Source organism: Shinella sp. BE166, from assembly GCF_051201095.1.
Classification (GTDB): domain Bacteria; phylum Pseudomonadota; class Alphaproteobacteria; order Rhizobiales; family Rhizobiaceae; genus Shinella; species Shinella lacus.
In genome coordinates this window covers 155,311-168,510 of sequence record NZ_JBPEHL010000013.1, presented here as the reverse complement: position 1 = coordinate 168,510, position 13,200 = coordinate 155,311, and the positions used below count along the sequence as shown (strand labels likewise).

The window sequence follows — 13,200 nt, the reverse complement described above, 5'->3', positions numbered from 1 at the left end:
TACCACCCCCCGCCCTCCGTTCTCTGGCAACGGGGGCCTACGCCGCGCGCCTATTTATCTCAAAACCCCGCCCCCCCCACCCCCCGGCCCCCGGGGGGCGGGGCCCCCCCCCGGGCCCCGCCCGCGCCGCTTCGGCATTGTCCTATGCGGTATCGAGGACCTTGGAGATTTCCAGCGCGAGCTGCTGTTGCGTGTAAGGTTTTCCAAGGCGCGCGACTTCGAAGCCAAGCTCGGCCGGCAGTTCGGAATATCCCGACGCGATCAGGATGGGCAGGTCCGGGAACAGGGCGCGCGCGGCCTTTGCGAGTTCGCCGCCGTTCATCTCCGGCATGGAATAGTCCGTTATCAGGAGATCGATGGGGCCGTCCTGCTTCAGCCGTTCGAGCGCGTCCCTGCCGGAATGCGCTTCCACGACCTCATGGCCGAGGTCGGCCAGCATGTCGACCGAACTCATGGCGATCAGGAAATCGTCATCCACCAGCAGGATGCGCTTGGGGCCGGAGTTGCGGCCTTGCGGGGAGGGCGCCGGTTCGCTGGGCTGGGCGGGCGCTTGTTTCGAGACGGGAACCCAGAGTTCGGCGGTCGTGCCTTTTCCAGGCGAACTGATCAGCCGCAATCGGCCCTTCAGCTGTAGCGCCAGGCCGTGGATCATCGACAATCCCAGCCCCGTGCCCTTGCCGAGTTCCTTCGTCGAGAAGAACGGCTCGATCGCCTTCTGCAACGTTTCCTCATCCATGCCATGGCCCTGGTCGGTCACCGACAGAACGCCGTAGCGCCCCGGCGCGAGCTCGTCTTCCCGGTGCGCCAGCTCTTGCTCGGTCAGGCCGATGCGGATGGTGCCGCCGTCCGGCATGGCATCGCGCGCATTGACGACGAGGTTGAGCAAGGCCAGTTCCAGTTGGTTGGAATCGGCGAGCACCGGATCAAGGTCGTCGGGAATGGCGGTTTCGATGACGACGCTGGTGCCCACGGAGCGCTTCATCAGGTCGGCCATTTCCCGCACCAGTCTGCCGAGATCGACCGAACCGATGTGAAGGTCCTGGCGGCGGGCGAAGGCGAGAAGCCGCTGCGTCAAGGATGCGCCACGCCTGGCGCCCTGGAGGGCGCCGTCGATCAGCCTGATGGCATTCGGATTGTCGCCGGTGTGTTTTCGCAGCAATTCCAGATTGGCCAGCACGGCCATCAGCAGATTGTTGAAATCGTGCGCGACGCCGCCTGTCAGCTGGCCGATTGCCTCCATCTTCTGGGCCTGCCGGAGCTGTTCTTCGGCATGTTCGCGCTGTGCCACTTCGGCCATCACGACCGCATGGGCTTCGTGCAGCTCGGCCGTGCGCTCCGCCACCCGCTCCTCGAGCACTTCGTTAAGCTGGCGCTGGTGTTCCTCCGATCGCATCCGGGCGGTGATATCAGAGGACACGCCGACCATTTTTACGGCTTTGCCGCTTCGATCCCGGTAGAGCTGCGCCCTGATTTCCGCCCAATGCGCGGAGCCATCCGGCCAGATCGTGCGATACTCGATCGCGTAATCCGCTCCCGTCTCGATGGTCGCCTTTACCGCGGCTTTCATTCGCTCCAGGTCGTCCGGGTGAATGCCGGCGAGGAGTTGCGCATAGCTGAACGTCTCCTCCGGATCGCGCCCGAAGACGGCGCGGCAGGTCGGCGACGTCGTCAAGGCGGAGGTGGCGAGGTCGAGCTCCCAGGCACCCAGCCGGCCCGCTTCCAGGGCGGTCTGAAGCCGTCTTTCCCCTTCGTCCAGGGCTTCGATGCACAGCCGGGCCTCATATTGCCGCCGGCGACCGCGCAGCGCCGAGCGCGCGACGCTCACGAATGTCGTGGCGTGGAACGGCCGTTCGATGAAACTCACATTGCCCAACGTCTCCAAAACCCTTGCGGCGGCAGGGTTGCGCTCCGGCCCCCCGCCGCGATGCGTGAGGATGATGAAGGGGAGGTCAGACCAGCTTGGCTGCGTCTCTATCCAGCTTGAAATCTGCCGAAGGTCGGATGAGCGAAGCGCCTCTTCGGTGATAATCACGAAGGCGGTGTCTTCATTGAGCGCGTCGATGAAGGTTTGGAGATCGCCAGCCGTCTTCGACGGGATTCCGGCTTCGACCAGGAGCGAGGCGGCGATCTGGGCATCGCGTCCCATCGGGGCGTGGATAAGGGCGAAGGCGTGTCTACTGGGAATCGTCCTGGCCCTCTTTTGCGGATGTCAGCAACGGCTGTCTTTCGCCGACGAAGGTCGGCACGCCGCGCAAAACCCCCTGGAAGCCGGAAAGCGGTTCGCCCAACACCAGCCCGGTATTGCCGATGCGGAATTCACGGATGGTATCTTCGTGCCAGCCGGTGCGCTTCTTGATAACCGAGACCGCGCGCCTGACTTTTCCAAGCGCTTCGAAATAGCGCAAAAGAATAACGGTATCGGCAAGATAGGTCACATCCACCGGCGATTTCATGTCCCCGACGAGGCCGTGTTGGGCGACCGTGACGAACGTGTTGGTGCCCTGGCGATTGAGGTATTGCAGCAGCTCGTGCATGTGGAGAATGAGCGCATTTTCTTCCGGCATTGATGCCTGGTAGCCGTTGACGCTGTCGATGACGACCGTCTTCGCATCGAAACTCGCGACGCGGTCGCGGACGCGTTGGGTGAATTCCCCGGGCGACAGCTCGGCGGCATCGAGCTGCTCGATATGGATCAGCCCATCCCGCTGGTACTCTTCCAGATCAAGGTCCATGGCCTTCGTGCGGGAGAACAGCAGTCCCAGCTCTTCGTCGAAGATGAAGATTGCCGCCTTTTCTCCCCGTTGCACGGCAGCCTTGACGAATTGCAGTGTAAAGAGGCTCTTGCCCGTGCCTGCCGGGCCGATGAGGAGCGTGCTTGATCCGCGCTGAATGCCGCCGCCAAGCAACTGGTCGAACTGAACAATGCCGCTTTTCAGCGTATCGCGCTCGAAGCTCGCCCGATGTTCTACCGCGCGCAGCCGCGGGAAAACGGCCACGCCGCCGGTCTTGATGACGAAATCATGGTATCCCCCGCGAAAGGCCTGCCCACGGTATTTCGTCACCCGCAAGCGACGTCTTTCAGAGCCGTAGTTGGGTGCGAGCTGCTCCAGATGGATTACGCCATGCACGATGCTATGGACAGTCTTGTCGAGGTTATCCGCGGTCATGTCGTCGAGCAGCAGGACGGTGGCGCCAGTCTTCGAGAAGAAGTGTTTCAGGGCCAGGATCTGCCGGCGATAGCGCAGCGAACTTTGTGCCAGAAGCCTGATTTCGGAGAGGCTGTCGAGCACCACCCGGTTCGGTTGCAGGGTCTCGAAAGCCTCGAAAATCATCTTTGTCGTTTCGCCAAGCTCCAGATCAGAGGAGTAGAGCAGGCTTTGGCGCTGGTCTTCGTCCAGCAGGCTTTCCGGCGGCACGAGTTCGAAGATCTTGATTGCATCCGCGATGACCATGCCGTGCGAGGCCGCGCTGTCGCGCAGTTCTTCCTCGGTCTCGGACAGCGTGATGTAGAGACACTTCTCTCCACGCGCCGCGCCCTCCTGCAGAAATTGCAGCGCAATCGTTGTCTTGCCCGTGCCGGGCGATCCTTCGAGAAGAAAAACGTGACGGCGCGTCAGGCCGCCGGCCAGGACATCGTCAAGCCCTTCAACGCCCGTAAGTGCCTTTGTTTGTGTGGTTTCGCCCATGCATCTTCCTCTATCGCGTCGGGCGATACATAGAGCCGGACCGTCACATGGCAACAGCGGCGAGGCAGCACGAATGTCCAATTTTGGTTACATTGACGGGAGTGCCTCGTTCATCGACGACAGGCTTGGTAGCGCAAGAAGTCGATCGTAAAGGTGGTCGTCTGCATCATACCCGCCCCATTCCAGGCAGTCCGCAAACTTTCGCCGCCTTTGATCCGCGTCCAGCGCATCCTCGCGCGAGCCTTTGGCATGCAGGCGCGCGTGGCGCAGGACGGTTCCATCTTTCAAGGTGACGGTGACGTGGTGGGGCAGGCGCTCGTGGCCGCGTTCCTCTTCCGCCGTGTAGGATGTCATTTCGATCCGGCTCATTAGCGCCTGGATCTGTGGGCGATGCAGGGCGGAAGGTTCGAAATCCTTCAGGCTGAGCCCGTCATTCACCAAAGCCGTCGCCAGGCAATAGTGCATCGAGAATCGGGCCTGCATGCCGTTCTCCGGCTCGCGATAGACAAGGTTGCGTATGGCGGAGAGTCCGACCTTCGTTTCGATGCGCACGATGTCCGCCGCTGTCAGATTGTGCTCATGCTTCAGGTCGAGAAGCGCGTCGATTGCCCGATGGGTCGAGGCGCAGCAAGGATGGCGTTTGGTGACGAGGCCGCGTGTCTCGATGACATGCGCGTCCTCCGGATGCCAATCTGCCCAGCCTCGCGGTTCGTCGCCGCCGAAGAGATCGAGAAAACCTTGCGGTCTCTCCAGAATATCGAGCCGGCCGGCGCTGCCGGCAAGCGCAAGGCGGGCGGCCTCGACGGCGTTGCGCGCGGCTATGCCGGCATGAAGCGGTTTGGCCGGCGTGCCGAATTGGCCCTTGGGGCCGCAGGCTATCGAGGTTGCGAGGCTCATCGCCTGGGCGGTCTGCTCGATACCGGCGCCCAGCAGGCGGGCGACGCCCGCGGCAGCGCCGATCGTACCGACGGTCGACGTGCCGTGCCAGCCTCTGTTGTAATGCGAGGGATTGACGCCGAAGCCGACGGCGGCCTGGGCTTCCAGTCCGGTCAGGTAGGCTTCCAGAAAGCGCCGGCCGCTGGTGGCGTGGCCTGCTCCCGCCACGGCAAGGAGGGCCGGGACGAGGACGGCGGAGGCATGCGCCCGGGCGGGGTGGAAATTGTCGTCGAAGTCCAGCGCATGCGCCGCCGTCCCATTCACCAGGGCGGCCAGCGAGGAGGGTGCTGCGCCGCCGATGACGAGCCAATGATTGCCGCTAGCGGACAGCTCGCCACCAAAGGCACCGGCAACGGCCTGCACGGCCGGATCGCTAGCGCCGGCGATCATGCAGCCGAGCGTGTCGATGACGGCATCGCGGGCACGTTCCATCGCGATCTCGGAAAATGTGGTTCGCAGCGAAAGGCGGCGCGCGATTTCGGGAAGAAGGCTGGTCATTGACGAATGTCTCTCGCTAGGCTTGGTTCGCGGGCGAAAGTGTTCGACTTTTCAGCAAGCCACAATCTTATGCGGTTTTGCGGTAGGTCTATCGAGGAATTGGGGTGTTCATGGCGAAAGCGGAGAATGCGGCGATCAGCCTGAAGCATATCGAAGCCTATGACGCCATTGCCGCGACCGGCTCGACTATTGCGGCTGCTGCCGAGATCGGCATTTCGCAGTCCAATGCCAGCCGCCTGCTCCAGCAGCTCGAAGACTATCTCGGCGTGCGCCTGTTCGACCGGGACAAGAACCGCCTGTCGCCGACGCGCGAAGGCTTGCAGCTGGGACCGGAGATCCGCGCCATTTCAGACCGGCTGCGCGCGCTGAAGACCGCGGCGATCGAGCTGGAAAACGGCCGCTCGCGCGACATGCTGCTGAGGCTCGCTTTCCCCGCAAGCCTATCCTCGACGGCGGTGCCGAAGATGATCCGCGCCTTCCTGTCGGCAAACGGCCCGATGCGGGTGGAGATCGCGTCGGGAAGCTATCTGGCAATCGAGCGCATGGTCGCCGATGGCGAAGCGGATATCGGTTTCGCGCGCCTGCCGTTTGCAACGCCCGCCTTGCGGCAGGAAAGGCTCCTGCCGTCCCGCGTCGTCTGCGCGCTCCATACGGATCATCCCTTTGCCGATCGCGCATCGCTTTCGATTTCGGATCTGAAGGGGCAGGACCTGATCGTGCTCAACCGGGAACGGCCGGTTCGACACCAGCTTGAAGCACTGTTCTATCAACATGGTCTCAGGCAGCGGCCGCTTCTGGAAGCGCATTCGGTGGCGAGTGCCTGCGCGCTGGCCGCGGAAGGGCTCGGCATCGCGCTGGTCGGCGATCTGATCGCCCGGGAATTTGCCAACCTGCCGCTGCGCTTCATCGACCTTGAGCCGGAGCTGCCGGTCACCTATTGCCTGATCAGCGGTGAAAAACACCCGCTGCCCAAGACGGCCGGCCTTTTCCTGCAAAACATTGCCGGCTGGGCGGCCTGATATGCACAAGCCGAAGGTGCCGTCGCCATGAACATCCGCTTGCTCGAAGTCCTGCGCACGCTGCTCGCGACCGGCTCGACGATTGCGACCGCCAAGGCCATGGGCCTCAGCCAGTCGGGCGTGAGCCGTATGCTGCAACAGCTCGAAAGCGATCTCGCCATCACGCTTTTTGCCCGCGACAAGGGGCGGCTGATTCCGACACCGGAGGCGGTGGTGCTCGGGCGCGATGCGGAAAACGTGCTGCTCGCCGTCGAGCGCATGTCCGGCCACGCCGAAGACCTGCGCAGCGGCGCCTCCGGCCCGGAAATCGTCCGCATCGCGCTGCCGAGCAGCATGTGGGAGAACTTTGCGCCCGCCATGCTGATCGACTATGTGCGCGACTTTCCGGGCGTGCGCATCGAGACCTTCTTCGAGACGACGACACTGATCAGCAAGCTGGTCGGCGACCGGGTCATCGACCTCGGCTTCCTGCGCATGGAGGGCGAAACGGGGCCAGGCATCGTGGTCGACAAGGTTGCGAGCGGCCAGAGCGTCTGCGTCCTTCCGAAGGACCACCCGCTCGCCGAGCTTGATGAAATCACCATCAAGCACCTCAAGAACGTGCCGCTGATCCTGATCGGCAAGCAGAGACCGAACCGCATGGCGCTCGACCAGGCCTTCAAGCGGGCAGGGGTGAAGCAGATGGTGAAGATCGAGACCCACACCAACAGCTCGGCCTGCTCCTACGTCGCGCATGGGCTGGGCATCACGATCATCAGCAGCTTCTATGCGAATCTCTACCGGCACCTGAACCTCGTGCAACGACCCTTCATACCGACGGCGACGCAGGAATTCGGCCTGGCGCGTGCGGACGGCGTGCCGCTGTCCATCGCGGCGCAAGGGCTGAGCGATGCCTTGAAGAGACAGATCCAGCTCTCCCAAAGAGGCGAGTGAAATCAATCGCATGACCTTTCGGCGCTGAGGTTTTCCCCGCCGGCGTTCCTTCCAAAGTCTGCATAAACATATGACGAAAACGCATAATATTGCGCGTCTTTTCTCATTCCCTCATAGTCTTAGGCAACGAAACCGATGACGGCGGATGCAAGTCCGGCCGCCAATCGTGGGGAACCCATGTTACGTTTTATCCTCAATCGCCTTGTGATGGCGCTTCCGACAATCGTGCTTGTATCGATCGCGGTCTTCGCGCTGATCCGCTTCATTCCCGGTGATCCCGCAGCCCTCATGCTCGGCGATATGGCGCAGCCCGACCAGATCGCGGCCATGCGCGTCGAACTCGGCCTCGACAAGTCGATGCCGCAGCAGTTCCTGATCTGGGCCGGCAACGTCCTGCATGGCGATTTCGGCCGGTCGATCGTCAACGACGAGGCGGTGCTGCCGCTGGTGGTCTCGCGCTTCCTCGTCAGCGCCGAGATCGTCGTGGTCGCCGTGCTGCTCGCGAGCCTCATCGCCGTGCCGGCCGGCGTGATCGCCGCCTGGCGCCAGAACAGTTTGACGGACCTGGCGCTGGTCGGCACGGCGACCGTGCTTCTGTCGATCCCGACCTTCTGGCTCGGTCTTCTTCTGCTGCTGTTCTTCGGCCTCAAGCTCGGCTGGCTTCCGGTGCTCGGCTACGTCTCGATCGGCGACAACGTCGTCGGCGGCTTGCTCTATCTCGTGCTGCCGGTGATGACGCTGGTCATCCACGAAATGGGCGTGCTGATCCGCATGGCGCGCGCCTCGACGCTGGAAGTGCTGCGCCTCGATTATATTACCCATGCCCGCGCCAAGGGACTTTCCGAAAGCGCTGTGCTGTGGCGGCATGCGTTCAAGAACGCCTTCGGCCCAACCTGGACGATGATCGGCCTGATCCTCGGCAATCTTCTCGGTGGCATCGCCGTCATCGAGACGGTGTTCACCATTCCGGGCCTCGGCCGGCTGATGGTCGATAGCATCTTCGCCCGCGATTACCCGGTCATCCAGGGCTGCCTGCTCTTCGTGTCGCTGTCCTACGTGCTCGTCAACCTCGTCGTCGACCTGCTGTACCCCCTCTTCGATCCGCGGGTTGTTGCCGAATGAAAAAGGTCTCTCTCAACGGGCTCATCGGCGGCACGCTGATCGCCGTCCTGCTCATCACCGCCGCCATCGGCCTCGTCTGGACGCCGTTCGATCCGATGAAGCTGTCCTTTACGGCAAGGCTTGCCGCGCCGAGCGACGCGCACCTGCTCGGCACCGACGAGTTCGGCCGCGACGTGCTCAGCCGCCTGATGATCGGCGCGCGCGCCAGCGTGTGGATCGGGGTGCTGACCGTCGGTTTCGCGACGATCTGCGGCACGCTCATCGGCCTCGTCAGCGGCTATGCCCGCGGCTGGGTGGATGGCGTCATCATGGCGGTCAACAATGCGCTGCTGGCCTTTCCAGGCATCCTGCTGGCACTCGGCCTGCTCGCCGTCTTCGGCGCCAACCAATACGGCATCATTTTCGCGCTCGGCATCGCCTATACGCCCTCCATGGCCCGCGTGGTGCGCGGCGCGGTACTATCGCTGCGCGAACGCGAATTCGTCGAGGCCTCGCGGGTGATGGGCAATGGCGAGCTCTTCACGATGTTCCGCCACATTCTGCCGAATTGCCTGGCGCCGATCACCGTGCTTGCGACCTCGATGTTCGGCTGGGCGATCCTCTCTGAAAGCGCGCTCTCCTTCCTCGGCCTCGGCGTACCGCCGCCGGCACCCACCTGGGGCAACATGCTGGCCGCCGGCCGGCCGTTCATCGAGCAAGCCGTCTGGCTCGGCCTGTTTCCCGGCCTCTGCATCGCCCTGACGCTGCTCGGCATCAATCTTCTGGGCGATGCCCTTCGCGACAGGCTCGACCCGCGCATGAGAGGTCTGAAATGACGGTGGACACGCTTCTGACGGTTCGCGGCCTCACGCTGAAGGTCGCCCGGTCCGGCCACAAGGTGGTCAACGACATCTCCTTCGACATCGCCGCCGGTGAAATCTTCGGCATCGTCGGCGAAAGTGGATCGGGCAAGACGCTCGCGACGCGCGCGATCATCTCGCTGCTGCCCCCGGCCATCAAGGTCGTCGGCGGAGCGGTCCGCTACAAGGGCCGCGACATGCTGACGATGAAGGACAGGGATTTGCGGCGCCTGCGCGGCGCCGAAGTCGGCGTCGTCTTCCAGGAGCCGATGACGTCGCTCAACCCGTCCATGACGATCGGCCGCCAGCTCGAGGAGGGCCTGATCCTGCACACGAGACTGTCGCCGGATGAACGCCGTGCGCGAATCCTGGAGATGCTACGCCGGGTCGGCATCCGCGATCCGGAAGGCGCGCTCGCCTCCTATCCGCACGAGTTCTCCGGCGGCATGCGCCAGCGCATCATGCTGGCCTCCGTCATGCTGCTGAAGCCTGCTCTGCTGATCGCGGACGAGCCGACCACGGCGCTCGATGCGGTCATCCAGCGCGACGTCATGGAACTGATGGTCGAACTGACGCGCGCCGAAGGCACAGCCGTCCTGCTGATCAGCCACGACCTGCCGATGGTGGCGCGTTACACGAGCCGCATCGTCGTGATGGAAAAGGGCGCGATCGTCGAGCAGGGGCGTACCGAAGACCTGCTGGAGGCGCCGCAGCATCCCTATACGAAGAAACTGCTCTCCTCGCTGCCGTTCCGCGGCGAACCGCGGTCGATCGACACGGCGAAGGCTCCGATGGTTTCGGCCCGCGACATCGTCGTCGATTATGCCGGCCGCAAGTCGCTTCTGAAGAAAGCCGCGGCCAAGCGGGCGCTGCATGGCGTCAGCATCGACATCCACGAAGGCGAGGTTGTGGCGCTCGTAGGCGGTTCGGGCTCCGGCAAGACCACGCTTGGCCGCACCATTGCCGGACTGGTGAAGGAAAGCGGCGGCCGCATCCAGTTCCAGGGCCGCTCGCGCGACGAGGACTGGCAGGATTACCGCCTCAACTGCCAGATGGTGTTCCAGGATCCCTATTCCTCGCTCGATCCGCGCATGACGATCCTGGCGCTGGTCGAGGAGGCGTTGCGGCTGGTGCCGGGCCTCGATGCAGCCGCAAAACGCAAACGCGCGCTGGAGACGCTGGAGGAGGTCGGCCTCAATGCCGATTATGCCAGCCGCTACCCGCATGAACTCTCCGGCGGCCAGCGCCAGCGCGTGGCGATCGCTCGCGCTATTGCGCGTCGTCCGCGCTTCCTGATCGCCGACGAGCCGGTCTCCGCGCTCGACGTGACGGTGCGGGCGCAGGTGCTCGCGCTCTTCTCCGACCTGCAAAAACGCTACGGCTTCTCGTGCCTGTTCATCAGCCACGATCTCGGTGTCGTCGAGCAGGTCGCCGACCGCGTCGTCGTGATGCAGGACGGCCGCATCATCGAAGAGGGCGACCGCGACACGATTTTCGACAGCCCGAAGGAGGCCTATACGCGCCGTCTCCTCTCGGCCATTCCCGCCCTCGACCAAAACGCGCGGGGCGGCGTGTCCCTCAAATGGCGCCTGGAGAACTGACGTGGACAGGCTGATGAATTCTGGAGGCGCGGCCGAACGGCTCACCGCCATTTGCGACGCCCAGCCCTTCGTGACGCGCTTCCTGGCGCGCAACCTCCTGACGGGCGAGACCTATGAGCGTGGCGCCGACGAGGAGACGCCGTCCGCCAGCACCCGCAAGACATCGATCATGATGGCGGCGCTGAAGGCGGCCGAGGATGGCCGGCTCGATCTCGACGAAAAGATCACCTACGAGGCGCGCTATGCCGAGGAGGTGGCGAGCGGCATGTTCCGCTACCTGACGCCCGGCATCGTCATTTCACTGCGCGACGCCATCACCGGCATGATGGTGCTGAGCGACAATGTCTGCACCAAGATGGTGTTCGAGCGGCTGACGCTGGAAGAGGTCGACGGCTATTGCAAGGCGATCGGCATGGCCGGCACGCATCACCGCTTCCTCATTCCGCCGCTTGCGCTCTCGCCGGATCACGCGCTGGCCTCCGTCACCACCACGACCGCACGCGACCAGGCATTCCTGTTGCAGGCGATCCTCGACGGACAGGCGTCGGAGGAGAGTTCCCGTCTGTTGGGATGCTCGCAGGCGCTGTGTGCCTATGCGCTGCAAACCCTGAAGAACCAGATCCTGCGCTACGCGATCCCCTCCCGGCTGCCTTTCGGCGCGGTCGTCGCCCACAAGGGCGGCACGGGCAAGCGCGGCCGCATGAACTGCGGCATCGTCTATCGCGACGGAAACCCTTTCTACATCCTCTGCGCCTTCACCGATGAAGTGCCGCAGGCCATGCCCGACGGCACGCCGGGCTACACGATATCGCTGGAAACCATCGGCAGGCTCTCGCGCGCCTGCTGGGATGAATTCCAGCCCCAATGATCAACAAGAGAAAAGAGGGTAGAACAATGAAAACGCTTCTTCTGGCAGGCACCGCCCTGCTTGCCTTGGCCCATGCCGCCGCCGCGCGCGACATCACCGTCGCGCAGAGCTCCGACCTGCGCAGCAACAATCCCGGCGTCAACCGCGACGGCAACACCGACGGCGTGATCCTGCACATCGTCGAGGGGCTCGTCGGCTATAACAACAGCGGCGAAGTCAAGCCGCTGCTCGCCAAGAGCTTCGAGACGTCGGCGGACGGCCTCACCTATACGTTCAAGCTGCGCACCGACGTGAAGTTCCACAACGGCAAGCCGTTGACGGCGGACGACGTGGTGTGGAACTGGACGCGCTACCTCAAACCGGAAACGAAATGGACCTGCCTGTCCGATTTCGCCGAAGGCGGTGCCGCCGCCGTCACCGGCGTCAAGGCGGTCGATGCGTCGACGGTCGCGATCACGCTCGCCAAACCCTCGGCCGTTTTCCTCGGCCTGATGTCGCGCCCGGAATGCGGCTATACCGGCATGATCTCGCCCGATTCGCTTGCCGCCGATGGCAGCTTCGACAAGCCGATCGGCACCGGCCCGTTCCAGTGGGACCAGTGGAAGAAGGGCGAGTACATCCACCTCGCCAAGTTCGCGGATTATGTGTCGCCGGAAAATGATGGAAAGCCGGATGGCATGGTCGGCTCCAAGCGGCCGCTTGCCGATGGCATCAAGTTCATGGTCATTCCGGACGCCTCGACGGTGAAGGCCGGCCTTCAGTCGGGCGTTCTCGACACGGCTGAAATTTCGCCGGACCTTATTCCGGAATTCAAGTCGAGCGACAAGACGCAGCTCATCGTCTCGCGCAACAACGGCAAGAACCTGTTCTACATCCAGACCCGCGACAAGGTGCTGAGCAAGCCCGGCGTGCGTCGCGCCATGGCGATGGCGCTCGATCTCGACGAACTCGTCGCGGCCGCCTCCAACGGCACCGGCGAGGCGAACGGTTCTATGGTCTCGCAGGACTCCGTCTATTTCGACGATATCCAGAAGAAGCGTCTGCCCTACGACCTCGAAGCCGCCAAGAAGGAACTGGCGGATGCGGGCTATAACGGCGAGCCGATCTCGATCATCGCCAACAAGCGCGGCAACGTGCCGAGCTTCCCGGTCGCCGTCATGGCGCAGGCGATGATGCAGCAGATCGGCCTCAACGTGGAGATCGAGGTGCTCGATTACGCGACGCAGGTCGACCGCCGCCGTTCCGGCAACTACCAGGTGATCTCGCAGTCGGTCGCGCCGCGCCTCGACCCGGCGCTGATGTACGCCTTCTATGTCGGCGACAAGGACAAGAACGCCTCGCTGATGTGGGACGACCCCAAGGCTGTCGAACTGATGAAGGCCGCCTATGTCGAAGCCGATTCTGCCAAGCGCCAGAAGATCTTCGACGAGTTTCATGAACTGATGCTCAAGGAAATGCCCGGCATCTTCCTCTATGACATGGTCGACGTCTGGGGCGCCACGAAGAAGCTAAAGGGCCAGCCCGTCTGGCAGTCCAACACACGCCTTTGGGAAGTGTCCGTCGAGGACTGAGCCCCGATGCCGCGCCGGCAGCGGACCCCGGCGCGGCTTTTCCATCATCGATCAACATCGACCCCGGCGACACGACGCCGGCGGGATTTCTGCGCCCTTCGAGGGCCTGCAAGCATAAACGAGGACA

General features: G+C 63.6%; 10 protein-coding genes. 7 read left to right on the top strand and 3 right to left on the bottom strand.

What is annotated here, in order from left to right:
* Positions 1–142 precede the first annotated feature (142 nt).
* The 3 genes from J2Y63_RS26385 to J2Y63_RS26375 form a co-directional block, all read right to left on the bottom strand.
* Complete coding sequence (locus J2Y63_RS26385; protein ID WP_435268497.1) at positions 143–2,146, bottom strand: ATP-binding protein; 2,004 nt, start codon at positions 2,144–2,146, stop codon at positions 143–145.
* Between the two features lie 28 nt (positions 2,147–2,174).
* Positions 2,175–3,686 (bottom strand): ATPase domain-containing protein, encoded by a 1,512-nt coding sequence (locus J2Y63_RS26380; protein ID WP_435268508.1) that lies wholly within the window; start codon positions 3,684–3,686, stop codon positions 2,175–2,177.
* Positions 3,687–3,773: 87 nt separating this feature from the next.
* The gene (locus tag J2Y63_RS26375) at positions 3,774–5,120 is read right to left on the bottom strand and encodes an MmgE/PrpD family protein (RefSeq protein WP_435268496.1); all 1,347 of its coding nucleotides are present in this window, start codon (positions 5,118–5,120) and stop codon (positions 3,774–3,776) included.
* Between the two features lie 110 nt (positions 5,121–5,230).
* Here J2Y63_RS26375 and J2Y63_RS26370 point away from each other — a divergent pair, with 110 nt between their 5' ends.
* The 7 genes from J2Y63_RS26370 (at position 5,231) to J2Y63_RS26340 (ending at position 13,073) form a co-directional block, all read left to right on the top strand.
* Positions 5,231–6,139, top strand: a complete 909-nt coding sequence (locus J2Y63_RS26370) for a LysR family transcriptional regulator (RefSeq protein ID WP_435268495.1) — start codon at positions 5,231–5,233, stop codon at positions 6,137–6,139.
* Positions 6,140–6,166: 27 nt separating this feature from the next.
* Positions 6,167–7,072, top strand: a complete 906-nt coding sequence (locus J2Y63_RS26365; protein ID WP_256115945.1) for a LysR family transcriptional regulator — start codon at positions 6,167–6,169, stop codon at positions 7,070–7,072.
* 177 nt (positions 7,073–7,249) lie between these two features.
* Positions 7,250–8,194: an ABC transporter permease gene (locus tag J2Y63_RS26360; RefSeq protein WP_435268494.1), complete on the top strand. Its 945-nt coding sequence runs from the start codon at positions 7,250–7,252 to the stop codon at positions 8,192–8,194.
* On the top strand, positions 8,191–9,009 hold the full coding sequence (locus J2Y63_RS26355; RefSeq protein ID WP_435268493.1) for an ABC transporter permease: 819 nt from the start codon (positions 8,191–8,193) through the stop codon (positions 9,007–9,009). Before J2Y63_RS26360 ends, J2Y63_RS26355 begins: the two co-directional genes overlap by 4 nt.
* Positions 9,006–10,634: an ABC transporter ATP-binding protein gene (locus J2Y63_RS26350; protein ID WP_435268492.1), complete on the top strand. Its 1,629-nt coding sequence runs from the start codon at positions 9,006–9,008 to the stop codon at positions 10,632–10,634. Before J2Y63_RS26355 ends, J2Y63_RS26350 begins: the two co-directional genes overlap by 4 nt.
* A gap of 13 nt (positions 10,635–10,647) precedes the next feature.
* Positions 10,648–11,502: a serine hydrolase gene (locus J2Y63_RS26345; protein WP_435268491.1), complete on the top strand. Its 855-nt coding sequence runs from the start codon at positions 10,648–10,650 to the stop codon at positions 11,500–11,502.
* A gap of 26 nt (positions 11,503–11,528) precedes the next feature.
* Positions 11,529–13,073 carry an ABC transporter substrate-binding protein gene (locus tag J2Y63_RS26340; protein WP_435268490.1) on the top strand — a complete coding sequence of 515 codons (1,545 nt, stop codon included), beginning with the start codon at positions 11,529–11,531 and terminating at the stop codon, positions 13,071–13,073.
* Positions 13,074–13,200 lie beyond the last annotated feature (127 nt).